This window comes from Candidatus Avoscillospira sp. LCP25S3_F1, assembly GCF_052117125.1.
Taxonomy (GTDB): domain Bacteria; phylum Bacillota; class Clostridia; order Oscillospirales; family Oscillospiraceae; genus Avoscillospira_A.
In genome coordinates this window covers 65827-92577 of the sequence record NZ_JBQKJT010000005.1, presented here as the reverse complement: position 1 = coordinate 92577, position 26751 = coordinate 65827, and the positions used below count along the sequence as shown (strand labels likewise).

Annotated in this window: 24 protein-coding genes; 14 read left to right on the top strand and 10 right to left on the bottom strand. The window is 57.3% G+C overall.

What is annotated here, in order from left to right; translation table 11 throughout:
- Nucleotides 1-21: 21 nt before the first annotated feature.
- Entirely contained in the window at nt 22-1311 is a 1290-nt protein-coding gene (locus ACTQ33_RS05830) for a chloride channel protein (protein WP_441462935.1), read from the top strand.
- Between the two features lie 95 nt (nt 1312-1406).
- Entirely contained in the window at nt 1407-1808 is a 402-nt protein-coding gene (locus tag ACTQ33_RS05825) for a hypothetical protein (RefSeq protein ID WP_441462933.1), read from the top strand.
- A 49-nt stretch (nt 1809-1857) separates the two neighbouring features.
- On the opposite strand, the gene ACTQ33_RS05820 is transcribed toward ACTQ33_RS05825, so the two are convergent.
- The 3 genes from ACTQ33_RS05820 to ACTQ33_RS05810 are packed head-to-tail and all read right to left on the bottom strand — an operon-like array spanning nt 1858 to nt 6436.
- The gene (locus ACTQ33_RS05820; RefSeq protein WP_441462931.1) at nt 1858-4128 is read right to left on the bottom strand and encodes an ABC transporter permease; all 2271 of its coding nucleotides are present in this window, start codon (nt 4126-4128) and stop codon (nt 1858-1860) included.
- The gene (locus tag ACTQ33_RS05815) at nt 4125-4775 is read right to left on the bottom strand and encodes an ABC transporter ATP-binding protein (RefSeq protein WP_441462929.1); all 651 of its coding nucleotides are present in this window, start codon (nt 4773-4775) and stop codon (nt 4125-4127) included. Before ACTQ33_RS05815 ends, ACTQ33_RS05820 begins: the two co-directional genes overlap by 4 nt.
- The gene (locus ACTQ33_RS05810) at nt 4775-6436 is read right to left on the bottom strand and encodes a hypothetical protein (protein WP_441462927.1); all 1662 of its coding nucleotides are present in this window, start codon (nt 6434-6436) and stop codon (nt 4775-4777) included. Before ACTQ33_RS05810 ends, ACTQ33_RS05815 begins: the two co-directional genes overlap by 1 nt.
- A gap of 155 nt (nt 6437-6591) precedes the next feature.
- On the opposite strand from ACTQ33_RS05810, the gene ACTQ33_RS05805 reads away from it, so the two are divergent.
- The 3 genes from ACTQ33_RS05805 to ACTQ33_RS05795 all read left to right on the top strand — a co-directional run bounded on the left by ACTQ33_RS05805 (nt 6592) and on the right by ACTQ33_RS05795 (nt 7823).
- Entirely contained in the window at nt 6592-6951 is a 360-nt protein-coding gene (locus tag ACTQ33_RS05805; protein ID WP_441462925.1) for a winged helix-turn-helix transcriptional regulator, read from the top strand.
- 90 nt (nt 6952-7041) lie between these two features.
- Nucleotides 7042-7545, top strand: coding sequence for a YbhB/YbcL family Raf kinase inhibitor-like protein (locus ACTQ33_RS05800; RefSeq protein ID WP_441462923.1), 504 nt, complete (start codon nt 7042-7044; stop codon nt 7543-7545).
- Nucleotides 7542-7823 (top strand): hypothetical protein, encoded by a 282-nt coding sequence (locus tag ACTQ33_RS05795; RefSeq protein ID WP_441462922.1) that lies wholly within the window; start codon nt 7542-7544, stop codon nt 7821-7823. The genes ACTQ33_RS05800 and ACTQ33_RS05795 overlap by 4 nt, the downstream gene beginning before the upstream one ends.
- 408 nt (nt 7824-8231) lie before the next feature.
- Here the strand turns inward: ACTQ33_RS05795 and rlmD are convergent, their stop codons facing one another.
- Both rlmD and ACTQ33_RS05785 read right to left on the bottom strand, forming a co-directional pair.
- Nucleotides 8232-9590, bottom strand: coding sequence for a 23S rRNA (uracil(1939)-C(5))-methyltransferase RlmD (gene rlmD / locus ACTQ33_RS05790; RefSeq protein WP_441462920.1), 1359 nt, complete (start codon nt 9588-9590; stop codon nt 8232-8234).
- Nucleotides 9591-9603: 13 nt separating this feature from the next.
- Nucleotides 9604-10452 carry an RsiV family protein gene (locus ACTQ33_RS05785; protein ID WP_441462918.1) on the bottom strand — a complete coding sequence of 283 codons (849 nt, stop codon included), beginning with the start codon at nt 10450-10452 and terminating at the stop codon, nt 9604-9606.
- Between the two features lie 123 nt (nt 10453-10575).
- On the opposite strand from ACTQ33_RS05785, the gene ACTQ33_RS05780 reads away from it, so the two are divergent.
- From ACTQ33_RS05780 to serS, 7 genes are all read left to right on the top strand, one after another.
- Nucleotides 10576-11460: a radical SAM protein gene (locus ACTQ33_RS05780; protein WP_441462916.1), complete on the top strand. Its 885-nt coding sequence runs from the start codon at nt 10576-10578 to the stop codon at nt 11458-11460.
- Nucleotides 11461-11523: 63 nt separating this feature from the next.
- Entirely contained in the window at nt 11524-12105 is a 582-nt protein-coding gene (gene lexA, locus ACTQ33_RS05775) for a transcriptional repressor LexA (protein WP_441462914.1), read from the top strand.
- Nucleotides 12106-12156: 51 nt separating this feature from the next.
- Complete coding sequence (locus ACTQ33_RS05770) at nt 12157-13569, top strand: S-layer homology domain-containing protein (RefSeq protein WP_441462912.1); 1413 nt, start codon at nt 12157-12159, stop codon at nt 13567-13569.
- A gap of 186 nt (nt 13570-13755) precedes the next feature.
- A complete protein-coding gene (locus tag ACTQ33_RS05765) occupies nt 13756-14517 on the top strand; it encodes a ParA family protein (RefSeq protein ID WP_441462910.1) in 762 nt (253 codons plus the stop codon).
- Complete coding sequence (locus tag ACTQ33_RS05760) at nt 14517-15407, top strand: ParB/RepB/Spo0J family partition protein (RefSeq protein WP_441462908.1); 891 nt, start codon at nt 14517-14519, stop codon at nt 15405-15407. The genes ACTQ33_RS05765 and ACTQ33_RS05760 overlap by 1 nt, the downstream gene beginning before the upstream one ends.
- On the top strand, nt 15404-15991 hold the full coding sequence (locus ACTQ33_RS05755) for a hypothetical protein (protein ID WP_441462906.1): 588 nt from the start codon (nt 15404-15406) through the stop codon (nt 15989-15991). Before ACTQ33_RS05760 ends, ACTQ33_RS05755 begins: the two co-directional genes overlap by 4 nt.
- A gap of 57 nt (nt 15992-16048) precedes the next feature.
- Nucleotides 16049-17338: a serine--tRNA ligase gene (serS, locus tag ACTQ33_RS05750; RefSeq protein ID WP_441462904.1), complete on the top strand. Its 1290-nt coding sequence runs from the start codon at nt 16049-16051 to the stop codon at nt 17336-17338.
- A gap of 66 nt (nt 17339-17404) precedes the next feature.
- Here the strand turns inward: serS and ACTQ33_RS05745 are convergent, their stop codons facing one another.
- On the bottom strand, nt 17405-18550 hold the full coding sequence (locus tag ACTQ33_RS05745) for an S-layer homology domain-containing protein (protein ID WP_441462902.1): 1146 nt from the start codon (nt 18548-18550) through the stop codon (nt 17405-17407).
- 265 nt (nt 18551-18815) lie between these two features.
- Between ACTQ33_RS05745 and ACTQ33_RS05740 the strand changes: the two genes are divergently transcribed.
- Nucleotides 18816-19415, top strand: a complete 600-nt coding sequence (locus ACTQ33_RS05740) for an AAA family ATPase (protein ID WP_441462900.1) — start codon at nt 18816-18818, stop codon at nt 19413-19415.
- 278 nt (nt 19416-19693) lie between these two features.
- Here the strand turns inward: ACTQ33_RS05740 and rnhA are convergent, their stop codons facing one another.
- From rnhA to ACTQ33_RS05720, 4 genes are all read right to left on the bottom strand, one after another.
- The gene (gene rnhA, locus ACTQ33_RS05735; RefSeq protein ID WP_441462898.1) at nt 19694-20128 is read right to left on the bottom strand and encodes a ribonuclease HI; all 435 of its coding nucleotides are present in this window, start codon (nt 20126-20128) and stop codon (nt 19694-19696) included.
- A 9-nt stretch (nt 20129-20137) separates the two neighbouring features.
- Nucleotides 20138-21946 (bottom strand): translation elongation factor 4, encoded by a 1809-nt coding sequence (gene lepA / locus ACTQ33_RS05730; protein ID WP_441462896.1) that lies wholly within the window; start codon nt 21944-21946, stop codon nt 20138-20140.
- Nucleotides 21947-22195: 249 nt separating this feature from the next.
- Complete coding sequence (locus ACTQ33_RS05725) at nt 22196-22366, bottom strand: hypothetical protein (protein ID WP_441462894.1); 171 nt, start codon at nt 22364-22366, stop codon at nt 22196-22198.
- An 84-nt stretch (nt 22367-22450) separates the two neighbouring features.
- Nucleotides 22451-23569: an S-layer homology domain-containing protein gene (locus tag ACTQ33_RS05720; protein WP_441462893.1), complete on the bottom strand. Its 1119-nt coding sequence runs from the start codon at nt 23567-23569 to the stop codon at nt 22451-22453.
- A gap of 488 nt (nt 23570-24057) precedes the next feature.
- On the opposite strand from ACTQ33_RS05720, the gene ppdK reads away from it, so the two are divergent.
- Complete coding sequence (ppdK, locus tag ACTQ33_RS05715) at nt 24058-26691, top strand: pyruvate, phosphate dikinase (RefSeq protein WP_441462891.1); 2634 nt, start codon at nt 24058-24060, stop codon at nt 26689-26691.
- Nucleotides 26692-26751 lie beyond the last annotated feature (60 nt).

Below are 26751 nucleotides of genomic sequence, written 5' to 3'. Positions count from 1 at the left end.
CGAAAGGAGAATTGCATAACCATGGTCAACTACTGGAATCGGTTCTGTCAATGGGTGGTACACACTCGTCTGTATATCATCGCCATGGCCAAATGGCTGACGCTGGCGGTGGTGGTGGGCGGCTTCTGCGGCCTTATTGGCACAGCGTTTCATATGGGCATTCACGAGGCGGAGGTCCTGCGGACCGCCCATCCCTGGCTCCTGTTCTGTCTGCCTTTGGCTGGTCTGGCTATTGTGGGCCTGTACCAGCTGCTGCGGACCGAGGGTCTGGGTACCAACGACGTCATTGAAGCCGTCCACCACGGCAAACCCCTAACCATTTTGCTGCTGCCCGCCATTTTTGTGGGTACCATGCTGACCCATTTGTGCGGCGGCTCCGCCGGACGGGAGGGCGCGGCCTTGCAGATGGGCGGCACTGTGGGCTGGAACGTGGGGCGGCTGTTTCATCTCGACGACCGGGACCTGCGGACGGCCACCCTCTGCGGTATGGCTGCCTTTTTCTCCGCCCTCTTTGGTACGCCCCTGACGGCCTCGATCTTTGCCATTGTGGTGATCAGCATCGGCGTCCTCTATCACGCCGCGTTTATTCCCTGTCTGACAGCCTCTCTGGTGGCGTTTTGGATTTCCGTCAAGCTGGGCGTTGCCCCCACCCGGTTTACGGTGGCGGCGCCGGCCCTGGCCGCCATTCCTCTGGCACAGGTGGCCGTGCTGGCGGTCGGCTGCGCTCTGGTGGCCCTGTTGTTTTGCCGCATTCTCCACGGGACCGAACATCTGCTGAAGCAGCGTGTCCCCAACCAGTGGCTTCGGGTGGTCCTGGGCGGCGTGGCCGTCATTGGCCTGACGCTGCTATGCGGCACCAGAGACTACAACGGCGCTGGTATGAACATCATCACCGCCGCTCTGGAACAAGGGACCGTCCGGCCCGAAGCCTTCCTGCTGAAAATGATCTTTACCGCTGTGACCCTGGCCGCCGGATTCAAGGGCGGTGAGGTGGTGCCGTCCTTCTTTGTCGGAGCCACCTTTGGCTGTGCCGTGGGGCCTCTGCTGGGGTTGCCGGCGGGATTCTCCGCCGCAGTGGGTCTGGTGTCCGTGTTCTGCGGCGTCACCAACTGCCCGCTGGCCTCCATTTTCCTGTCGCTGGAACTCTTCGGCGACGGCGGCCTGCTGTACTTTGCCGCTGCCTGCGGCATCAGCTATGTCCTGTCCGGTTACGATGGGCTCTACTCCAGTCAGACCATTCTCTATTCCAAGCTCAAGGCCCAGTACATCAACGTTCGGACCACCCATCATCACGCCGGTCAACAGCATTGAGGGGACAGGCACCGATTTCCTTCCGATTTCATAGAATACTACGACCGCGGCGGCCCGTGCCGCGGAATTATCCTTGGAAACGGAGTGGATACCCCATGTCTATGCCCAATATCCCCAATCTGAATCCGCAGATCAGCGTCAATCGTGATGACGCCGTCAACATCATTCTCAGCTCCATCGGTATGGAGGAGCTGTCCCTGGCCTACATTCTCAACGCCGAGGCTGAGAAAATCCAATTTGCTCTGGGTACTCTGGAAACCGCCGGCGGGCAGGCTTCCAGCATGACCGACATTTTGGAGACCAACAAACTGGCCAGCAAGATGGTGCGCAATGTCATCAAGAATCAGATGCTGCTGAGCATGAAGATGGAGGATACCGTGGATCTGGCCGAGCAGGCGCAGCCTGTGACCCAGCCTGTGACGCCGCCTGTCACCGAACCTGTTGTTCCGCCCGTCACCGAACCTGTCACCCCGCCTGTCACCGAGCCTATCGCCTGACGATAAAAACGCCGTGGACGTCTGACCGTCCACGGCGTTTTTTCCGAATTCAATGCGTTTTGGGCCGTCCCAGCCACAGGAACACTACCGTTACCGCCAACAGTACCGGCCAGTGGCTCTGTAATGCCAATCCCTGGGGCGTCAGCCACGACAGCCGTTCCAGCCAGTGGGAGAACTGATCCAGTGGACAGAAACAGCCACCCAGCAGAGATGTGATCAGTGCCAGAAACGGGGCCAGCAAATCCATCCGGCCGCCGACACCCGTCCACCGTGTCACCGCCCGGACCACCACCCCCACGGCCAGTACATAGACCCCCACGGAAAGCCAGTCCGCCGGTGGAGCCTTCAGGGACCACAGGGACAGACCGCCCACCACCGCTCCTGTAAACCACAGGCTCAACAGGTCCGTTCCATAGGAAAGGGTACGGCCGCCATGGACCGACGTCATACGCTGGTCCACCCGCACCGCGTCGGGGCGTGCCATCCAGGCGCCCCAGGTCAGCAGAGTAAAGAGAACCAACAGCAGCGTGCCGCCCAGCGGCGGGGCCGTAGCACTCCAGGGAGCCGCCGCACCCGCTCCGGCTGTCACTGTATAGAGGGGCGGCAGCGCATCATATCGCTGGTCCATATTCGCCAGCAATTCCGTCTTCTCTTCCGCTGTCAAAGGGCGTTCCAGTAACCGTTCCGCATCGTCCAACCCCCGCAGCCGTGCCCGTTGGGCTGTCACCTGTCCGGCCACGATCTCTCTGGCCGCCTGATTGGACGCCGCTGCCGCCGCACTTTCATAGAGCAAAGGCAGTTGTTCTCCGTCTGCAAGAGCTGTTCCATAGCCCTCGCCAATGGTAAGCACGCCCTCGGCGTCGCCCCAGCGAAGGACCGACGCGGTTTTGTCCCGTTCCACCGGATACAGGGCCAGTCCCTCCACCTGTTCCAGCCGCTCCAACAGATCATCGGCCTGTGGACTGTGATCCTCCTGCACCACAGCCACCGTCAAGGCCCCTGGCGTGGAATTGCTGGTGGCCTGGCGGGACACCGCGCCACAGAGCAGCGCCACGGCGCACAGAACTGTCACACCCAACCAGCCACCGGACATGGCCCGGCTTTTCAAAGCCGTCGCTCCGGCCCACCGGCCCGGCGGCAGCGGGAGCTCTAGACCGGAGCGGCGTCGCCGGTCTACCGCCAGATTGTGTTCCAACCGCTGCCAGGACCACAGCAGTCCGCCCACCCCCAGGGCCAAGGGCCACAGGAGGGCAGGGGAGAGGCCCAGTTCCAGGCCCACGGTCAACCCATAAGGCAGCGTCAGCCGCGCCACACCATGGAGCCAGTCCGGCAGCAGGGGAAGGGGATAGACCGCACCACCGGCCAGCAGATTGAGCAGCAAAAACACATTGCCCCGCCGCTGCGCCGCCGCGCCATCCTTGGCCGTCACTGCCAATACCAGCAGCACACCCCAGGCCCCCACATACACAAAAAGCACGGTCCACACAGCCCGCAGCAGAATCTCCCGGCAGAACAGTGCCAGGACCACCGCCAATGTGGGCAGCGTCAGCAGCAGTCCTGTCACCAGTTTTGCCAAGAGAAACGGCAGCATGGACCCGCCGGCGGCGCGGTACCGGGCCAGCACTCCCGTATCCCGCTCTGCGGGGACTGCCTGCACCGACACCATGGGGAAGAACAGGCACAGCATGGACAGAGCACACAGCCGCAAGGCCGATTGCACCGTATCCGCCGTATCGACGGCCATCTGTTCCGTATCAAAGACCAACTGCCGTCCCAGGGCGTCCCGCAGCAGCCGGTTGGAAAACGCCTCCCAAAGCTGGGCCTGTTCCTGCTGGTCCAGGGGGCCGTAGCAGAAGTCGTAGACCGCCAAATGCACGCTTTCATTGGCGGCAATGATATCCATGACCGAGGTAAACACGGCACGAATCAGGCTCGCTTCCAGAGGCATGTCCTCATTGAGGGCCAGATCCACGGTCACCGGTTCCATGGTATAGAGATCATAGAAAAAATCCTTGGGAATAGTGACAACGGCGGCTGCCCCCCGGGCCATCCACGATGCGTCGGTGGCGCTTCCGCCGTCGTAAACTTCCGAAAACAGTTCCACCTGCTTCATCTGTCCGATGAGGGAGGCAGACATCAGCGTTTGGTCCTCATCCCGGACCGCAATGGGGAACGGCTCCACATAGGCCCCGCGGCTCAGATCGCCGCCGCCCAGGGCCAGCGCCCCCAGCAGCACCATGGCCAGCGCCAGAGTCACTACGCCGGACCGGCGAAAAAACAACCGCAGGTCTTTTGCCAGCAGAGCATAAAACCGCTTCATAGGCGCTGCTCCTCTACAACCATTCCCTGGTCCAGGGTCACAATGCGGTTGCAGACCCGCTCCAGCTCCGGACGATGATGGCTGATGAGCACCATGGTACAGCCCTGTCCCCGCAGGTGGAGCAGCAACGACAGAATCTGCTCCACCGACTGGGGATCGGCTCCCGCCGTGGGTTCGTCCAACAGCAGCAGCCGCGGCGAGGCCATCAATGCTGTGGCCAACTGCAACCGCCGCTGCATACCGCCGGAAAACGCGCCCACCGTGTCCTTGCCCCGGTCCAGCAGGTCCAGCTGCTCCAGCAGCCAGCGGCCCCGGACGGACAATATTTTGGACGGCATGCCGTAGACCCGCCCCCAGAACCGCAGGTTGTCCCAGGCCGACAGGCTTTCATACAGGGCAATCTCCTGGGGTACATAGGCGGTGAGCCGCTCCCATTGGGGCGGACGTTCCACCACGCCCCGGTCAGGCCGGTACAGACCGGCCAGAACCTTGAGCAGCGTGCTTTTTCCCGCGCCGTTTCGTCCCTGGAGCCCCAGAACCTCTCCCTGTTCCAGGACCAGGGAGAGGGGTCCCACACCAGGACCGCCTGGGCCAAACCGTTTTTCCATCTGCTCCAGCCGCAGCTGTGCTCGCGTCGTGTGCTCCATCAGTTTGCCAGAGCCATATTGCCCAGAACCGCCGACAGAGATTCCATGAGGCTGCTCTGAATGAGCATGCTCAGCTCTGTGAGTTCCTCATCGGTCATGGAAGAGATATCCACTTCATTGCCCTCGGGCATTTGGATGGTGGCCTCCTTGTCGGTGGAGTGGAACCGCAGCGTCAGCCCGTTAAACCCTGTAGACGAATAAAAGTCGTCGCCGGTGAAGGTCATTACAAGGTCTGTACCGCCGCCTGCGCTTTTCTTCACGGTCATTTCCACAGTCATTACCGTACCGTAGTCCTGGACGGTAAAGCTATAGTTGCCGTAGGCTGTGCCCAGAGGCGAACGCTTCTCCGGATTGACATCCTGATACTCCATGGAAAGAATGGTTTCGCCCCATTCCTGCATGGTCATGGTACCGCTGTACGCACCGCCGTCCTTGGTGTACTCCGCCTCCAGCAGCACGGACGGCCCATCTTCGGAGTAAACATCGTTGATATAGACTGCGTCCCGGCGGCCATTGGCTTCCTTACCCGCAGATTCATAGACATAGGTATCCATCGGATCGTCCGCCAAGCCAAGACCTTGATAGCACACCCGTCCGTCGGCGTAGCCCACGGTCCAGGTAAAGCCCCCGTCCGCAAATTGCTGACCAATTTCAGCAGCAGACTCCCGCAGAGAGGCGGCAGCTTCATCCAAGCTCTGCTGCAAGGTGGCGTCCAAATCCTCCACGTTCAAAGCCTGCTCCACCAGGGCCAGATTACTCCCCGCCAGCGACAGGACAAACTCCCGCAGATCCTCATCCTGTTCCAGGGCGTCAGCCAGCCGCAGCAGCATATTCTCCACATCCTTGGCCGTGGGCCGGAAGACATAGCGGGTACCCTTGACCGTCTCACCCAGATACGGCAATTCGATGTCCTGATCTTTTTCTACCGTCACATTCTCTTCTGTGGCAGTGGCAATAATCACTTCAAAATACGATTTGAGCAGGGCTGTCATGGTGTCCTTGGACAGCTCCGGCAGCGCCAGTTCCGTCACCTCGATGCCTGTATTTTCATAAATGATCTGCTTCAAATCGAGAACATAGCGGTCGTCGGTGATCTCCGGCATAGCCAAAGTCAACATACCGTCGTCCAGGGCCACCACACCGTGGAGTACATCGCTGCCCAGCAGCTGCAACGTGGCATCCAGGGCGAAGGCGTCGCGCTGGGTCTCTAAGCCCATCCGCAAAGCCGTCCCGTCCAAATACAGATCATATTCCGGCACCCCCGTCTCCACCGTCATGGTGATATCCGTGGAGAGGTTGGTCATGGCGTTGTATTGGTCCACAAACTGTTCCAGATACGTCACGCCGCTGTCCAGCAGAAACTCCCGCTGCACCCCGGCAAAAGAGTCATCTCCACCCTTCAGGGCTCCGGTAATGCCGAACACCGCCACCACCAGTACGACCACAGCAACCGCTGCCAGAATGGCCACCTTGCCGATGCCTTTGCCGCCGCCCTTGGGCGCTGTCGGCGTCACTTCAGGCGTCGGCGCCGCCGTGGGCTGAGGCGTTGCAGCCGATGCGTCAGCCGGACTATCGGTATTGTCCAGAGACATCGCGCCGCAGTTGCTGCAAAATACATCCTGATCGTTCATGGTATGTCCGCAGTTTGCACATGTTTTCACTGTTATTACCTCCTGTTCTCTGATTGCCTTACCGCATATGTGTATGGCCCCACTGTGTTTTCCGCACCCCGGGGCCTGCTGATTCTGGACGGCACCTCCTTTTTATGGTATACTCGTAAAAATCAATCCAACCTTGGAAGAAGGAGTGACAGCTTATGAAATTGCGCCACACGTATACTTGTCCGCTGGAACTGGTACACGATATGATCAAGGGAAAATGGAAGCCCATCATCCTGTGGCGTCTGCGTCTGGGCAAGACCTCCCTGGCCCAGCTGGAACGGGATATTGAGGGAATCACTCAAAAAATGCTGCTGGAGCATCTCCAGGAGTTGATCGCCTTTGACTTTGTGGCAAAGGAAGTCTCCGGTGGCTATCCCTTAAAAACGGAATACTATTTGACCCATCCCCAGGGCGATCAGATTCTGGAGGCCTTAAAAATCATGCAGCAAATCGGCATTGACTATATGCTGCGCCACGGTATGGAAGATCAGCTGCGCCAGCGGGGCCTGCTTTGACCGATACCCACAAAAAAGTGGGTAATTTACCTTTTGGGAAACTCCTGCTATGATGAAGACACAAACAAACGAAACAAGGAGGAGTTCCCCATGAAACTCAGAAGCGCTGGTATCGAAAACGGCATCATTGCTGATCGCTTCGGCAAACACGGCACCCAACATAACGAGAACGGTATTCCCTCGTATTCTCTGCCCCTGGAAATCCTGGACGCCCCGGAGACGGCCAAGAGTTTTGCGCTGTTTCTGGAGGACAAGGACGCCTGCCCCGTCTGCGGCGGCTTTTCCTGGGTTCACTGGGTAGCGGCCAACATTACCCGTACCAAGCTGGAGGAAAACGACAGTCTGGCCAACGCCGACTTTGTCCAGGGCCTCAATAGCTGGGTCAGCATTCAGGGCGGCCAGCAGAGCCCGGCCCTGTCGGCCTGCTACGGCGGCATGGCCCCTCCCAATGAGCCCCACACCTACGAGCTCCACGTCTATGCCTTGGACACGCTGCTGGATTTGAAGGACGGCTTCTGGTTCCATGAAATGTTCCGTCAGATGGACGGCCACATTGTGGACCAGGCCACCATAAAGGGAGTGTATCGGAATTGAGCATTCTGGAAGTCATTATGCTGCTGTGCTTTGGCGCCGCCTGGCCCTTTTCCATCGCCCGTTCGTGGAAATCCCGCTCCACTGCCGGAAAAAGTCTCTTTTTCCTCCTGGTGCTGATTCTGGGCTACCTGGCCGGCATCGCCAACAAGCTGCTGTACCATTTCGACGCGGTGCTGTTCCTGTACATTCTCAACGTGCTGATGGTTTCCATCGATGCAATCCTTTGGCTGCGTAACCGGCGTTTGGAACACGCCCACGCAGCGTCAGCCGTAGTTTAAATGGCCGTTCTGCTTAAAATTCATTGATACACAAAAGACGAGCATACATCAGTTCTGGTGGATGCTCGTCTTTCTGTGCAGTCATCAGACTGCCGGCCCAAAAACCATCTGGACTGTCAGATGGTTTTCATTTTATCAGCAAACACACGGTTTCTGCCTTTAACGCTTGCCGGACCATAGTATGCTTTCCTTCGCATAGATGGGATATATGCAAATTTTTGCGATGCTTTTAGAGCATGCTTTTCATGGTCCGCAACGGGGTCTTATTCCATATTCCAAATAGCAAGATACTCCCCATGATACGCCATTTATAAAAACCGTCAAATAAGGCGTTACAATCAGGTGTTTTCCATACCGCCTCGACTTCCATGGTATATTTTAATAAATCCTTCGTATCTCCGGCTGTTTTCAATCCGCTTTCCCTTTGGAAAGTAAACAGACGGTCTCTATATGGGCGCAGCGGGGGAACATATCTACGGCTTTTGTCGCGTGCAAGGCATAACCCTTTTCCCGCAGTAGGCCAATATCCCGGGCCAGGGTAGCCGGGTCACAGGAAACATAGACGATACGTTCCGGCGCCATCTGAGCCATGGCGTCGATGACAGCAGGGGAGAGGCCCTTACGGGGCGGGTCCACCATAATGACCTGGGGCGCTATGCCCTCCCGGGCAAAACGCTCGGCAGCCTGGCCAGCGTCGGCACAGAAAAACTCCACATTGTCAATCCCGTTGCGTTTGGCGTTTTCCCAGGCATCCGCAATTGCAGCGTCAATGATCTCCACGCCGTAGACCTTTCCGGCTTTCCGGGCCATGCACAGGGTGATGGTGCCGGTGCCGCAGTACAAATCCAGGGCCGTGGTATCGGCATCCAACTGGGCCTGTTCCAATGCCGTATCATAGAGCCGCTGGGCCTGCTGTCGGTTGACCTGAAAGAAGGACCGGGGCGACAGGCGGAATTTCAGGCCGCACAGCGTCTCTTCCAGGTATCCCTGGCCCCATAACGTCTCAAAGCGGTCACCCAGAACGCTGTTGCCGGGACGGCGGTTGATATTCCAAACCACGCCCACCAAATCCGGTACGGCTCCCTGCAACAACTGTATCAGTGTATTTGCCACCTCCGGCGCGCCGCCGTTGGCCACAATGCAGACCAGGGTACCGGCGGACGCCGTCCGCACATAGATATGACGGACCAGTCCCCGCTGGGAATCCTCGTCATAGGCGGAGATATTCTCCAGCTCCATCCATTCCATGACTGCGGTTTTGGCCTCGTCGGCCCGCGGGTCCTGAATCCGGCACCGCTGCACCGGCAGAATTTCATGACTGCGGGCCATATAGAAGCCCGCCACCGGCTGGCCGAAATCACTGGCCCCCACGGGGAACTGGGCTTTGTTTCGGTAACCCTCCATGGTTCCCGGCAGAACCGTCACTTCGCCTGGGTCCACGCCGCCAATGCGGCTGAGGGCATCTCGAACCCGCTGACCTTTCAGCCGCAATTCCTCTTCATAATCCATATGCCAGAAATTGCAGCCGCCGCACCGTTTGCCAATGGGACAAGCCCGGTTGACCCGGTGGGGGGACACCTCCAGCAACTTGACAATATGGGCATGGGCCGCCGTCTTGCCCACGTGATCAATCTCCACTTCCGCCACTTCACCGGCAATGGCATCGGTAACAAAGACCGCCATTCCCTCGGGATGACGGGCCACGCCCTGGCCCTCGCTGGTATAGCCGGTGATGGTAACAGTAATATGCTCTTTCTTCTTGACCATAGATTCCCTCCGGTCACTGTGCGGTGATGCCCTGGAGCTCTGTCCAGGGAATTGCAAAGTAAATCACGCCCTCCTGACCCAGTGCGCCGTCCTGATAAAACACACAGAAGGCATCGGGGGTGACATAAAATTGATCTTTATTGAATGCGCTGTAGGCCAAATCCGACCACTGTTGGGACAACGTCTCACTGTGGTATGGGTTTTCACTGATGGTCCGGCGGACCAAATCCACCACACGGTTGGTCCAGGTTGCTTCGTCCACCGAGAAGAAGTCTCCGGCCAGCAGCAATGCGCCGTCGGACAGGCGAAAGGTCTCCGCCTGTTGGGTAATGGTACTCTCCTGGGTGTGGGTATTGGTAACAATGGTTTGGCGCACAATGGACAGCCGTTCCGGCGTGTTTTCCTCCACATTGAAATTGGTGGTTAGGTGGAAGCTGAGATGGTCATTGATGGCCTGCTCATAGATCTCGCCCCAGCAGAGGTCCTCCAGCTTGCCGGTCTGGTTGGCATAGTAGTCATTGAGAATCGTATCCACAGCGCTGTCGCCGGTGGAGACCGATGGCATGGTGATCAAATAGGTAACCCGGTCCTCAATGCTGTTTTCCGTCTCCACAACTGTCAATTCCGCGCCCAGCGCTCCATTGGTCGCCGGAGTGTCTTCCGGCTCCTGGTTGTCTGGTTGTTCTTGCGGATTCTCCGATGTGTCCGGCTCCTGGGATAGGGAGTCGTCCGGCTCCTCTTCCACCGGTTCCGTAACCGTTTCTTCCGGCACTTTCGGTTCTTCCGGTGTTTTTTCTTTATGGCAGCCGGTAACGCTCACCAGCAGTAAAACGGCCAGCAGGGCCGCAAGCAATTTTCTCATTGGGAACTTCCTCCTTATTGGATGCCCTTTATTTTACCACAGATCGTTCCTTGCGTAAACCGTTCTTGCGGTTTTCTGCCGGGATTCGTATACTATTGGTATCAAGCTGACGAGGTGATCCACTTGTTGACATATGAACACTGTACCCTCTGTCCCCGGGCCTGCGGCGTAGACCGCAGCAGGGGAGCGTTGGGCTTTTGCCGAATGCCGGGCCAGGCTCACGCCGCTCGGGCAGCCCTCCACTACTGGGAAGAACCCATTATTTCGGGCAGCTTTGGTTCCGGCACGGTCTTTTTTTCCGGCTGTACCCTCCGCTGCGGATTCTGCCAGAACCACACCATTTCCCTTCAACAGTACGGCGCACCGGTGGACAGCGGCCGTCTTCGGGAAATTTTCCTTTCCCTTGTTGACGAGGGGGCCCAAAACATCAATTTGGTAACGCCTGCCCACTTTCTCCCGGACATTCTCCCGGCGCTGACGCCCAAACTGCCGGTGCCGGTTCTATACAACTGTGGCGGCTATGAATCGGTGGAGACGCTGCGGCAACTGGAGGGTCTCATTGACATTTACCTGCCGGATTTCAAGTATTCCGACCGTCGATTGGCGGCTCGGTTGTCCGGGGCAGGAGATTATCCGGCGGTGGCCGCTGCCGCCATTCTGGAAATGGTGCGTCAGACCGGCCCCTGTGTGGTACAGGACGATCAGCTGTTACGCGGCACCATGGTACGTCATCTGGTATTGCCGGGCTGTGTAGACAATTCTCTGGGCGTGGTCGATTGGTTTGCAGACCACTTCCCAGACGGGACGGTATTTTTCTCTTTGATGGCCCAGTACACGCCCCTGGGTCCCGTTTCCAAAACGCCGCCCTTTGACCGGACGGTGACGGAGGAGGAATACGCCGCGGTGGAAAGCTGGATGGAGCTGTGCGGCATCGAGCACGGCTTTGTACAGGACTTCGCCGCCGCCCGCCGGGACTATGTGCCCGATTTCGACTTGACGGGCATTTGACGTTGCATTTGTTTGGTTTTTATGGTATGATGACCATATATACCACAGAAAGGGGGCCCATTTATGGCACGAACCAGTACAAAGCAGCAGGATATTCTGGAGTTTCTTCGGGCGTTTACAGCAGAAAACGGGTATGCGCCGTCGGTGCGGGAGATCTGCGCCGCCGTGGGCCTTCGGTCCACTGCCTCGGTTCATTACCATCTGGCAGAATTAAAACGACAGGGTCAGATTGATATCGATGAAAATAAAAACCGAGCCATTACCTTATCGGAAGCCCATCAGCCGGGCCGCATTCCTATCATTGGCACTGTGGCCGCCGGTATGCCCATTCTGGCCCAGGAAAACATTGAGGGCTATCTGCCCTGGGATGGCGATGACACCTGTTTTGCCCTGCGGGTCCAGGGCTACTCCATGATCAATGCCGGAATCCTGGACGGTGATCATGTGGTGGTACGGCCCCAATCCACGGCAGATACCGGTGACATCGTAGTAGCGCTGCTGGATGATGAAGCGACGGTCAAACGGTTCCGTCGGGACACCAGCGGCGGCATTTGGCTGTTGCCGGAAAATCCCGACTATCAGCCTTTGGATGGACGGTACGCCAAGATTTTAGGGAAGGTCAAGGCTGTCTATCGGGAATACTGATGTTTCACGTGAAACATAGTGATCAAAAGAGAGAGAATCGAGGCTATTGTTTTGCTGCACAGACTTCACCGCAAGGCAGCCTGCGCATTTTTGGCTGCCACCACTGCCGCCGCCATGATTTTGCCTGTGGGCGCGACCACCATTTATTTTGATGTTTCCCCCAATGATTGGTACTACAGCGCGGTGCAATACGGGGTTACCACCGGATTGTTGGCCGATACCATCGGCGACTTCAACCCCAATCAAGCCGCTACCCGGGCGATGCTGTACACCATGCTACATCGGGCTGCCGGTTCTCCCGAAGGGCAGGGCGAGCTTCCGCCGGACGTTTCCACAGGGGCGTGGTACGCGGAAACCGTTCGTTGGGCAGTAGGGGAGGGGATTTGGCCGTCTATGGTATCCTTTGGCGCAGAGCAGGTTTTGACCCGTGCCGAGCTTTGCACTGCATTGCTTGCCTACGACCAGGCCACCGGCGGAAATCGACTGCCCGCATCGGCTGCCAATACCTTTACGGATTTGGGCGAACTTTCCACCACGGCCCAAGCCGCCGTATCCCTTTGCCGTGCGGCCGGTATTGTCTCCGGCCGCAGTGCCAACACCTTTGCGCCTACCGATCCCATGACCCGCGCTGAGTTGATGACCGCAATACAACGGTTTTTTGTAGATCAAGGGCAGACTTTGCTGGCGTTCCGGTACGATGGTATGGGCGATCTGACACAGCTTACCGGCTGGACCGGAACTGTGCAGCTGGACTTTCCCTTGTCCACGGTGGATACCGTAACAGAAGCGATGGTGGTTTCCCTGAACCAACGAATGTTGCAGGAAAACAGCCCAAAAAATACCGCTGCATTGGGACAGTCCATTGATGGGGACCAAAAGCATCTGACCAATTATGGTCGTACCGTATATGATTGCTATCAGATAAAGACCATTCTCCCCAACACGAAAAATAATGTGGCCGCCGGTGTGGCCCTGTCTGGCAGACAGGAATATTATGGCTATGCCCTACAGGTATCTGATACATCGGTTCAGGACACCTGGCACCAAATGGCCGAAGCCACTGGCAAGGACCCGTGGCAATGCACCTGGTGGGCCTGGGGCCGGGCTGCCCAATATGTAGAACTGGTCCACGGGCAATCTCTCGCTGCTTTGTGCGATGGTGTCACATTACTGGGCAACGGCAGCGACTATTACCGAACCTTGTCGCCCTACTTCCAAGGTTCTGCCACAACACCCCGGGCCAATTCCATTGTCTCCTGGTCCGGTGGACAGTACGGCCATGTAGGCTATGTGGAAGCCGTGGACGACGGTGGCATTTGGGTTTCCATGGCCGATGCAGGCCACGCTTGGAGAGGCATTACCTACATACCCAAGTCCACAAATCCCAGCAATCCCTATCCCTTGTACTGGTATGGCGCAAGCGAGCGGTGCAACGGGTTTATTTATCTTGATTTGCCCAAATAACTGTGAAATGTTTCACGTGAAACGCGTAAAAGTGCCGTGTTTCACGTGAAACATTTTTTGTTCCGGCCCGTCTATTAGTTGCATTTCCAGCCGCATAGTGGTATAATGGGGAGAACCCGCAATCCCGATTTTTTCGGAATTTCGGGCAAATTCATGTACATTACCCGGCTTGAAAGGAGTTTGCCCATGGGAATGATCCTCTCCGTCGTGAATCAAAAAGGCGGCGTGGGAAAAACTACCTCTGCGGTCAATCTGACTGCGGCCCTCCATTTGGCGGGCAAAAAGGTTTTGCTGTGTGATTTTGACCCCCAGGCCAATTCCACCTCTGGCCTGGGCGTGGACAAAGAGGCGCTGGAGACCAGCATCTATGATGTCATCATCAACGGCGCCGACCCCAAATCGGCTATAGTGGAAACGGAATGGGGCCATGTCCTCCCGTCATCCGCTACCTTGTCCGGTGCAGGCATAGAACTGATTTCCATGCCCGACCGGGAACATCAGCTCCGCAAGGCCCTGGATGCGCTGCGGAATGACTATGATTACATTTTTGTGGACTGTCCGCCGTCCCTGGAGCTGCTGACCCTTAACGCCCTCTGTGCCGCCGATCACATATTAATTCCGGTGCAGTGCGAATACTACGCCCTGGAGGGACTGCGGGACCTGATGACCACGCTGCGGGCCGTCAATCGCTCCCTGAACAAAAAGCTGGACATTTTCGGCGTCATTCTCACCATGTTTGACGGCCGTACCAATCTGTCCATGCAGGTGGCCGAGGAGGTCCGGCGATACTTCCCGGGCAAGGTGTTTGCCACAGTGATCCCCCGCAATGTGCGGCTGTCTGAGGCGCCCAGCCATGGAATGCCAATTATGGCCTATGACCGGTTCAGCCGCGGGGCCGAGAGCTATCAGGCCTTGGCCCAGGAATTTTTGAAGAAGGAGGGACGTTGATGGCCGAGAAAAAAGGCGGTAAGGGCCTGGGCAAAGGCCTGGGCGCTTTGTTTGGCGATATGACGCCGCCCACCGACGAACCCCAGCAGCCCGATCTGCAACTACCGTTGCAGAAGATTGAGCCCAACCCCAACCAGCCCCGTAAACACTTCGATGAGGCGGAGTTACAGGCGTTGGCCGACTCCATTGCCATTCACGGTGTCATACAACCTCTGACCGTCCGCAAGGGGGCCAACGGATTTTATCAAATCATTGCCGGTGAGCGTCGTTGGCGGGCCGCCCGTCTGGCCGGTCTGGACACGGTACCGGCTGTGATTATGGAGGCCGATGACGAAAAGGCCACGGAATTGGCGCTGATTGAAAACCTCCAACGCCAGGATCTAAACCCGGTGGAAGAGGCCCTGGGGTATCAAAAACTTATTGAGGAATACGGTATGACCCAGGATTGGGCCGCCCAGCGGGTAGGAAAATCCCGCCCCACGGTGGCCAATGCGTTACGTCTTCTGGCTCTGCCCGCGGATTTGCTGCAAATGGTGGCCGATGGCCGTCTGTCGCCGGGCCACGCCCGGGCGGTATTGACGTTAAAGGACGAAAAACAGCAGCGGGCCGCGGCACAGAAAATTGCGTCCTTACAGCTGTCGGTGCGACAGGCGGAGCTGATGTGCCGTTCCATGGCCCGGGAAACCCCGGTGGAAGAACCATCCAAGCCCCTGACCGTGGACTATATTGCCGAATGTGCCAAACAGTTGTCAAAGCAGCTGGGCCGCGGCGTAAAAATTACAAATGGAAAACGTAAGGGCCACCTGGACATTGAATTTTACGGGCCCGACGACCTGCAGCAGCTGTTGGATGCTCTGGAGCAGCTGCAACGCAAGGAGGCAACAACATGACCGAGCAATCGAAGCCCCAGGAGCAGAATGAGGAGCTTGTGGAGCAGACCACCGCACCGGCCGAACCCGCCAAAGCGCCCCTTTCCGATGAAAAACGCACGGCGCTGCTGCGGTATATGGCCATTCTGTTTGGCGTGGCTTTTCTGCTGGTGCTTCTGACATTTCTGATTCAGCTGCGGGACTCCAAGCAGACCATTTCGGAGTTGAACAAATCCAATGCCAGCGCCCTGCAAAATGCCGGGAAGCTGCAAGATGAGAACCAGGCCCTATCTGCCGCCAACGCCACGCTGGAGGGCCAGCTGGACGATTTGGAATCCCAGGTGGAGGAGCTGGAGAAGAGCAAGAAAACGCTGGAAAAGACCCAGTCTCAGCTGGAGCAGGAACTGGAAAAAGCCAATCAAAAGGTGATCGACACCCAGACCGCCTATGTGCTGCTGGCTCAGGCCAAAACAGCCGCATCAGAAGAGGATCACGAAACCCTGTCCACGGTTATGGAGCAGTTGAATCCCTTGCTGGACCTGCTGACCGACAACGATCAGGCCACCGTGGCCCAACTGCAAACCCAGCTGGACGAAGCCCAATAAAGGGCCATACCCCATCAAAACGGCGGCTATGCCGCCCTAACATAGGAGTGAATTCTTGTGATTGATATCAAGCGCATTAAGGACAATCCCGAAGCCGTCAAGGCCGGTTATCGGGCCAAGGAAGTGGATTGCGACGAGGCTGTAGACCGTATTCTGGAACTGGATGCCGCCCGACGCGCTGCCATCGCTGAGACCGAGGCCATGAAGGCCGAACAGAACAAGGTCTCCAAGCAGATTCCCCAGCTGAAAAAGGCCGGTGAGGACGTGGCCCCCATCTTTGCCCGTATGGGTGAATTGAAATCCGCCATCGCCGCCAACGATGAGAAGCTGGGCACCATTGAAGCCGAGTACCGGACGCTGATGCTGAGCCTGCCCAATCTGCCCGACCCCGACCTGACCCCCGGCGGCAAGGAGAACAACGAGCCCCTGCGCTACTATGGCGATCCCCATCAATTTGACTTTGAGCCCAAGCACCATGTGGACCTCTGCACCGACCTGGGCCTCATCGACTACGAGCGGGGTGTCAAGCTGGCCGGCAGCGGCTTTTGGCTGTACAAGGGCATGGGCGCCCGTCTGGAGTGGGCTCTGCTCAACTACTTTATGGACTGCCATTTGGCCGACGGCTATGAGATGGTGATGCTGCCCCATATGCTCGAATACAAGTGTGGTGAAACCGCCGGTCAGTTCCCCAAATTCGCCGATGAGGTGTACAAGATCGAGAATCCCACCGACGACCGGATGCACTTTATGCTGCCCACAGCCGAGACGGCCCTGGCCTCCCTGTATCGCGATGAGATTTTGCCGGAGTCCATGCTGCCCCGGAAGTTCTTTGCGTATACGCCCTGCTTCCGTCGCGAAGCCGGTTCCCATCGTGCCGACGAGCGCGGTATGGTCCGTGGTCATCAGTTCAACAAGATCGAGATGTTCCAGTACACTCTGCCGGAGAAGTCCGACGAAGCCTTTGAGGAGCTGGTCACCAAGGCAGAAAACCTCGTCAAAGGCCTGGGCTTCCACTTCCGCACCGTGAAGCTGGCCGCCGGTGACTGTTCGGCTTCCATGGCCCGCACCTACGACATCGAGATTCAGATTCCCTCCATGAACGGCTACAAGGAGGTTTCCTCCGTATCCAACGCACGGGACTATCAGGCCCGCCGCGGCAATATCCGCTTCCGCCGCGAAGCCACCGGCAAGCCCGAGTTTGTCCACACCCTCAATGGTTCCGGTCTGGCCACCAGCCGGATTTTCCCCGCCATGGTGGAGCAGAATCAGCGGGCCGACGGTTCTATTGTCGTCCCTGAGGTCCTGCGCAAGTACCTGGGCGGTATTGAGGTCATTGAAAAGAAGTAATTAAGAAATATACAGAAATCCCGTTGTTTCCAGTGGAAACAACGGGATTTTTACAGTTCAAAGTGATTAAGAATGTGCCGCCGTAGCATCGTCCTCCGGGGTGGACTCAGCCGCCGCCGTCCGGGATACCAAAACCAGATCGATAATATTATCGCCCTGATAATCAAAAATGCTCAGCACATCCTGTGGCTGCAGCTGATCAATGGCCGCACGATTGACTCGCTCGTAATTGATATAATAGGTAGTGTCGTTGCCGAATTGCAGGTTGCCGTACTCCATCACCACGGGCAGCTCGGAGGGGTGGAGATTTCCGGCGCTGTAACCCGTGTCCTTCACGACCTGGGGAACACCGTAAATGCGGTTATAATCCTCAAAAAATCGGGCATAAACCGTCACATTGCACCCCACCAACGACATATCGTTGGCCACCTCTTCGCTGACCTGAAAGTCCTTGGTATATCCGGCGATGTGCAGCAGGTTGCCCTCCAGCGAGCTGCCGCCCCGCAGGTCCACCTGTGCGTTGGCCTCCACAACACCCACCACGGGAATGACCTTAAAGCGATATTGCAGCAGTGAGAGCGGCTCCATCATTTCATCCAATATGTACACCATACTGCCGTCCCGCTGCTCCACCTGCACGGGGCATTGCAGAGCGTTGCTGATCAGAAGACAGGCCTGCTGGCGCGTCACATACAGATCCCGCGCCAACGTGTAGCCGTTGTAAATACCCAAGGCATCGGCATCCTCGTCCACGGCCTCGGCCCAGCCATCCCCCACATAGGCGCTGCTGTCCTGGCCCAGGACCACCAGCAATGCCTTGGCCAGCTCCCGGGCCGTCACATAGTCCTTTGGGCGGAACTGCCCGTTATATCCGGCCAGAATGCCCAGCTGGGAACAGTATTCAATATAGTCACCGGCCCAGGTATCGGCTGTATCGGTGTAGCTGCTGGTGGTATACTGCGGCACAGTGTCTTCCCGCAGAAACGAGACAATCTTGGCAATCTCTGCGCGGGTAATGGGGTCATCGGGGCGGAAACTGTTGTCGGCATAACCGCCGACCACGCCCAGAGATGTGAGTATGGATACCTGGGACTGATAATCCACCTGATTCCAGTCGGTAAAGTCAAAGGCGGACGTCTCCACCGCCGCAGCGCCTGCGGACAGAGCGAGAGCCAATGTCAATGCGAGAAAACAACGTCGTAGGGTTTTCACGGCGGGACCTCCTTGTAATGATTTCAAATTTCTGCCACAGGGAATCCCCGGCAGCACAGTCAGTATACCCCGTTTTTTAACCTTTCGTCAATAAAATCGGCTAACTTGTAATGAAACCGTAACATTCTGCCGCCCTCGGTTTCGACGCGATTGGACTGCATTCGACCATTTGTTAAATATTCATAAGTTTTGTGGAAATTCAAAATAAATCTTGTAATATTCCACCATTTGCCGTATACTATAGGTAGCAAAGGGGGATTGTCCTATGATTATTACCATTGACCGTAAATACGGCTCCGGTGGCCGTATGGTGGGCGAAAAGCTGGCCAAGCTGCTGGGTTACCGCTTCTATGACCGGGAGCTTTTGAAGATTGCAGCCCGGGAGAGCGGCATGCATGAGGATGTGGTGAGCCACTTTGACGAGCGGCCTGCCGGGTCCTTGTTGTACAGCACTTTCCTCTATGCCACCATGCCTGTCACCGACGCCCTGCCGTTGAATCAGAAGTTGGCATTCGCCCAGTTCGACGTCATTCGCCGCGTGGCCCAGGATGGCGACTGCGTCATTGTCGGACGGTGCGCGGACTATGTGCTCCAGGAACAGCACGATTGCTTCAACGTCTTTGTAACGGCTTCTACCGAAGTTCGCCGTGAACGCCTGGTCAAATACTATGGCATCCCCAGTGAGCTGACCGACAAGACCATCAAAAAAGAAGATAAGATGCGTTCGGAATACTACAATTTCTTTACCCAGCGCAAGTGGGGCGACGCCTCCAATTATCACATGACCGTGGACACGGGCCGCTTTACGCTGGATGGCGCCGCCGCGCTGTTGGTCGATGCCGTTCACCGTCTGGAAGCCCTGTAACAGCCCCTCTCCGCGACCTGCCGGAGCGGAGTATCCCTGTTGCACCAGTTTCCCAACCTGCTTCTTCTTTGTTTCCCTACCCATATTCCAACCTCTGTTTACCTACCTCATTTCTCCTTCCACCCTGTATCCCATTGATCCCGCCCGCTCCGGCAGGCCGCATCTCTGGTTTGGAACAGAGAGAGGCAAAACAATATTACAGCAAAAAAGCTGCCGTCCGCCACCCGCTATGGGGTGGGGACGGCGGCCTTTTTGCTTTAGAGTTTTTTGGCTTTTGCTTAAAATTTCTTACTTTCAGCCACGGCCAACTGGTCACAACGGTTATTTTTCGGATTATCGGCATGGCCCTTGACCCAATGGAAATGGACCGTATGGCGGCGGATCTGCACTAAAAGCTGCTGCCAGAGGTCCGCATTGAGAGCGGGCTTTTTGTCCTTTTTGACCCAGTTGTTCTTCTCCCAGTTGTAGACCCATCCCTTTTCCAGGGAGTCCAGCACATACTTGGAATCGCTGTACAGTTCCACAATGCAGGGCTCTTTCAGCTTTTCCAGCGCCACAATGACGGCGGTCAGCTCCATACGGTTGTTGGTGGTCTGGGCCTCGCCGCCGGACAGTTCCCGGACATGGGGGCCATATTCCAGGATGGCCCCCCAGCCGCCGGGGCCGGGGTTGCCGGAGCAAGCGCCGTCGGTGTAGACGGTAACGGTTTTCATGGTCCCTCCTCAGTCGTTGTCCAGCTTCAGGACGGCCATAAAGGCTTCCGACGGCACCGACACGGTACCGAAGGAGCGCATGCGCTTCTTGCCCTCCTTCTGCTTCTCCAGCAGCTTCTTCTTTCTGGTGATATCGCCGCCGTAGCACTTGGCCAGAACGTCCTTGCGCAGGGCCTTGATGGTCTCACGGGCAATGACCTTGCCGCCGATGGCTGCCTGGACCGGAATCTCAAACATCTGACGGGGAATATTCTCCTTGAGCCGCTCGCAGATTTTTCTGGCCCGGGGATAAGCGTTATCCGCGAAAAGGATGAAGCTCAGGGCGTCCACAATCTCGCCGTTGAGGAGAATATCCAGCTTCACCAGCTTACTGGGCCGGTAGCCGCACAATTCGTAATCCAGCGACGCATAGCCACGGGTCCGGGATTTCAGCGAATCGAAGAAGTCGTAGATGATCTCATTGAGCGGCATCTCGTAGTGAAGTTCCACGCGGTTGGCGTCCAAATACTGCATGTCCTTATAGTCGCCGCGCCGCTGCTGACACAGTTCCATAATATTGCCCACGTACTCCTGGGGCGTGATGATGCTGGCCTTGACGAACGGTTCCTCGGCCTGCTCAATCTCCGCCGGGTCCGGGTAGTTCAGCGGCGTATAGACCTCCAGCTTTTCGCCGTTGGTCTTGGTGATATGATACACGACGTTGGGAGCCGTGGTGATCAAATCCAGATTATACTCTCGTTCCAGCCGTTCCATAATGATCTCCATATGGAGCAGGCCCAGGAAGCCGCAGCGGAAACCAAAGCCCAAAGCGATGGAACTCTCCTGAACAAAACTCATGGAAGCGTCGTTGAGCTGAAGTTTTTCCAGAGCGTCCCGCAGGTCGCCGTACTTGCTGCCGTCAGCAGGGTAGATACCGGCAAACACCATGGGTTGGACCGTCTTATAACCGGGCAGCGCCTCCGGCGTGGGGTTTTCCTCACCGGTCACCGTATCGCCCACCCGGGTGTCGGAGACATTCTTGATGGAGGCCGTCAGATAGCCGACCTCACCGGCGCCCAGGGCCGTCGTGGGAATCATGCCCAGGGGGCTCAGATAGCCTACCTCCACCACCTTGTAAACAGCACCGGTTGCCATCATCTTCACATCCATACCGGGCTTCACAACACCGTTAAACACGCGCAGATAGACGATGACGCCCCGATAGGAGTCATACTGGCTGTCAAAGATCAAGGCCTGTAGCGGGGCATCCCGGTCGCCCCGAGGGGCCGGCACATCCCGGACAATCATCTCCAGGACGCTGTGGATGTTGGTGCCGTTTTTCGCGGAAATCTCCGGCGCGTCCATGGCGGGCAGGCCGATGACGTCTTCTACCTCCTGCTTGACCTCCTGGGGCCGGGCGGCGGGCAGGTCGATTTTATTGACCACCGGCAGGACCTCCAGACCCTCATCGATGGCCAGATAGGTATTGGCCAGCGTCTGGGCCTCAATGCCCTGGGAGGCGTCCACCACCAGCACCGCGCCCTCGCAGGCTTTCAGGCTCCGGGATACCTCGTAGTTGAAGTCCACATGTCCCGGGGTGTCGATCAGGTTCAGCACATAGTTCTCACCGTCGTCGGCCTTGTAGTCCAGCCGGACAGCCCGGGCCTTGATGGTGATGCCACGTTCCCGTTCCAGCTCCATGGAGTCCAGAATCTGATCCTCCATCTCCCGCTTGTCAATGGTGTCGCATTCCTCCAGCAGCCGGTCGGCCAGAGTGGATTTTCCGTGGTCGATATGGGCTACAATGGAGAAGTTGCGGATTTTGCTTAAATCTGTCATATTTCACCTCAAAAAAGCAAGGTTTATTCCATTCTAAATAAATAGTATATCGGATTTTCCGTGATTTGTAAAGACTTGGCTCAGGCGGTACACGGGATTTCGCGCCTTGCGAGGCGCGACCGGGGCGCTGTCCCTGAACCCCTCAGTTCTTTTGTAGTAAAAACTTTTATTTCTAGATTTTTTATAATGGCTACCCAATAAAATTGGAAAGGGGCGCTGCCCGAAGACAGCGCCCCTTGGGTATGGACTTTAGCAGCAGCCGCAGTCGTTGCTGTTGCCGCAGCCGCAGTTGTTGGTATTGCAGCCGCAACCGTTGTTGCCCCAGCACAGGACAATGATGATCAACAGGATGATCCACCACCAGCTGTTGCCAAAGGCAAAGATACCGGAAGAACCGCAGGACATAGAATTACAGGACATAGTCGTTACCTCCCAATGAAATTTTGAGGAGCTTTGCCGCTCATTCCATGGTATGTGGGAGGCTTCAAAGTGTGAAAGGTGCCGTCAGGAAATTTTCCCGCCGGTGACCTGGGCCAGTCCCTGGGCCAACTGCTGCCGCGTGACGGCGCCGCTTTCCACCAGATCATTCATCAACAGGCCGCCCTGCTCCTGGTCCACCCCGAAGAGGCCCGCAAAGGACAGATAGGCCATCTTATACCGGGCAAAGTCCCCGGAGGACAGGCCGCGGCTCTCCGCCGCTGTCAGAATCCCTTTCTCCGTCAGATCATTGACCGCGTTGGCATAGGTGAAATCCTCATTCTCCGTATAACCCAAGGCCCGCAGCAGGAACGTGGCGTACTGCTGGCAAGTAATTTTAGAGTTGGGAGAAAAGGTCGTTGGGGAGGTGCCGCCGGTGAGCCCCTGGCTGTAGCCATAGGCCACATACCGCTCCGCCCAATGGTCTTTCACGTCCGTAAACGGGCAGGAGCCTGTGTAGGCCAACGCTTCATCCTCCAGCCCCAGCAGCCGCAAAAACATGACAAGCCCCTGGGCCCGATCTGCCGTAGATTCCAGCTGAAATCCCGTATTGGTTCCGAGGAACAGTCCCATCTGCTCCAGCGCCCGGACCCGGGAACCATAATCCACACTGTCCGACGGCGACAGGCTGTAACTGCCGTTGACCGTCACTTCACAGGTAGCCGACTGCACCTTCAGTTCCCCCGTGGCCGTATCGCCCATCATATAAAGGCGGCCCGGCGTCAAAACAGCGTACTTGGCCGCCACGCTGCCGCCGGTGACATCCACCAGATAGGAGGTGTCGGCCATCAGGGAGCCGTTTTTTACTGTCACCTTGCAACCCGGCGCGGCTGTCAGCATGTCGCCCTGTTTCAGCAGCAGCACACCCTCGCCCTTCTGCTGTACCGCGGACTGCTGCTTCTGGGCCGACAGGCGCACAGCGGCATAGCTGTCCACTGCGGTTCGAAGCTGGTCGCCGTAAACGGTCCCCAGACCGTCATAAAGGACTTGCTGCACGTCTGCTTCCAGCTGGGGTGTAAATTTCTGTTCTAAATAGCTCAGGGAAATGACCGGGTCATCGCCGGTGCCGCCGGCAGCCCACACGGTACCCACCAGCGCCGCCGTCAGCGTCGCCGCTGCCATGATACGTTTCCAATATTGCTTCATCGTCGGTTCCTCACTATATCCGATCTGTGACCGGAAGACTGTTGTTATTGTACCCGCTGACGCTTTTCTTGTCAAATACGGCAGCGGCGACGCCGTGGCGGACCGCCAAATTGTTTTTCGCAGAAAATCCGAAAAACGCCGAAATTGAAATGCAGCATGACGAACAAAAGAGCGAAACGTTTTTTGTGTATTTTATATAATCCTGAAAATGTTTTCCGTATTTATTTCCAAAAAAAATTCTGTTTCTGCTATGTTTTATACAAAAATTACAGTTTCATTTGCAGCATTTCGCCTACTTTTTCGTGATATTGTCCATTCCCCGCTGTATATGAGCACGTTTTTAAAAACATTGCACAATGTTTGATAAAATTCCACTTCTGCGGTTTTCAAACGGTGGGCCGTGTGTTATACTCCTTTTGTTAAAATCATTTTTTGCACTTCCAGGAAGTACAACGCTCCCTAGATATGGAAAGGGGTCAATGAAAACTATGTCCACCAAATACATCTACCTGTTCTCCGAGGGCAATGGTAGCATGCGCGAATTGCTGGGCGGCAAGGGCGCCAACCTGGCGGAAATGACCAGCATGGGTATGCCCGTGCCTCGCGGCTTCACCATCAGCACCGAGGCCTGCACCCAGTACTATGCCGATGACCGGACCATCAATCCCGAGATTGAAGGTCAGATTATGGAATATATCAAAAAGCTGGAGGAGATCACCGGCAAGCAGTTCGGCTCCATGACCAATCCGCTGCTGGTTTCCGTCCGCTCCGGCGCCCGGGCCTCCATGCCCGGCATGATGGACACCATCCTGAATCTGGGCCTCAACGACGAGGTGGTGGAAGCCTTCGCCAAGAAGACCAAGAACCCCCGGTTTGCCTACGATTCCTACCGCCGCTTTATCCAGATGTACTCCGACGTGGTCATGGAGGTGGGCAAGAAGTATTTTGAGCAGCTCATCGATGAGATGAAGGAGAAGCGCGGCGTTACCCAGGATACCGAGCTGACGGCCAAGGACCTGAAGGAACTGGCCGAGATGTTCAAGGCCGAGTACCGCACCAAGCTGGGCGAGGAGTTCCCCCAGGACCCCAAGGAGCAGCTCATGGGCGCCGTCAAGGCCGTGTTCCGTTCCTGGGACAACCCCCGTGCCATTTACTACCGCCGCATGAACGACATTCCTTCCTCCTGGGGTACCGCAGTCAACGTCCAGGAGATGGTTTTCGGCAACATGGGCGACACCTCCGGCACCGGCGTTGCCTTTACCCGTAACCCCGCCACCGGCGAAAAGAAGCTCTTCGGTGAGTTCCTCATGAACGCCCAGGGCGAAGACGTGGTGGCCGGCGTCCGTACACCCCAGACCATTGACCAGCTGAAAGACGTCATGCCTGAGGTCTATGATCAGTTTGTGGATATCTGCCACAAGCTGGAGTACCATTACCGCGACATGCAGGACATGGAGTTCACCATTGAGAACAAGAAGCTCTTCATGCTCCAGACCCGTAACGGCAAGCGCACCGCCGCCGCCGCTTTGAAGATTGCCTGCGACCTGGTGGACGAAGGCATGATCACCGAGCAGGAAGCCGTGGCCATGATTGACCCCAAGAGCCTGGACGCCCTGCTGCATCCCACCTTCCCCAAGGAGGAACTGGAACGCGCCAAGCCCATCGGCCAGGGTCTGGCCGCCTCTCCCGGCGCTGCCGCTGGCCGTATTGTCTTCACCGCCGATGACGTGGTCACCTGGGTGGATAAGGGCGAGAAGGTCATTCTGGTGCGTCTGGAAACCTCTCCCGAGGACATTGAAGGCATGCACTACGCCCGCGGCATCCTGACGGTCCGCGGCGGTATGACCTCCCACGCCGCCGTTGTGGCCCGTGGTATGGGTACCTGCTGCGTCTCCGGCTGCGGCGCCATCAAGATGGACGAGGCCAACAAGAAGTTTGAGCTGGGCGGCAAGGTCTACAAGGAGGGCGACTGGATCTCCCTCGACGGCTCCACCGGCAACATCTACGGCGAGCGGCTCCACACAGCCGAGGCCGAAATCTCCGGTGAGTTTGGCCGCATCATGGCCTGGGCCGACAAGTTCCGCGCTCTGCAGGTCCGTACCAACGCCGACACCCCCAAGGACGCCCGTCAGGCTGTCAACTTTGGCGCCGAGGGCATCGGCCTGTGCCGTACCGAGCATATGTTCTTTGACCCCGACCGCATTTCCGCCATCCGCCAGATGATCGTCTCCGACACGGTGGAGCAGCGTGAGAAGGCGCTGAGCAAGCTGGAGCCCATGCAGCAGGCCGACTTTGAGGCCATCTACGAGGCCATGAAGGGCCGCCCGGTCACCATCCGTCTCCTGGACCCCCCGCTGCATGAGTTCGTTCCCACGGACCCCGCCGATATTGAAGCACTGGCCAAGGAAATGAACATCACCGTGGAGCATCTGACCAATGTGGTCCACTCTCTCCACGAGTTTAACCCCATGATGGGCCATCGCGGCTGCCGTCTGGACGTGACCTTCCCCGAAATCGCCCGGATGCAGACCTCCGCCATCATCAAGGCAGCTCTGGCCGTCCGCAGCCGCCGTCCCGCCTGGCAGATCGAGCCGGAGATCATGGTTCCCCTGGTTGGCGAGGCCCGCGAACTGGCTTACGTCAAAAACGTCATCGACGCCACGGCCCAGAAGCTCATCAAGGAAGCCGGTTCCGATATGCACTACAAGGTCGGCACCATGATTGAGATTCCCCGTGCGGCACTGACTGCCGATGACATTGCCAAGGAGGCCGAATTCTTCTCCTTCGGCACCAACGACCTGACCCAGATGACCTTCGGCTTCTCCCGTGACGATGCCGGCAAGTTCCTGGCCAGCTACTATGACAACAAGATTTATGAGTCCGATCCCTTCTCCAAGCTGGACCAGGCCGGTGTAGGCCGTCTGGTGGAGATGGCCTGTGAACTGGGCCGCAAGACCCGCCCCGACATCAAGCTGGGTATCTGCGGCGAGCAGGGCGGCGATCCCAGCACCGTGGAGTTCTGCCACAACGTGGGCTTGACCTACGTTTCCTGCAGCCCCTTCCGCGTGCCCATTGCCAGACTGGCTGCTGCGCAGGCCAATATCAAGAACCCCAGAAAGTAAACGCTGTCAGTCCTTTTGCCGTCCGGTGCGGAATGATCCATTCCGCACCGGACGTTCTTT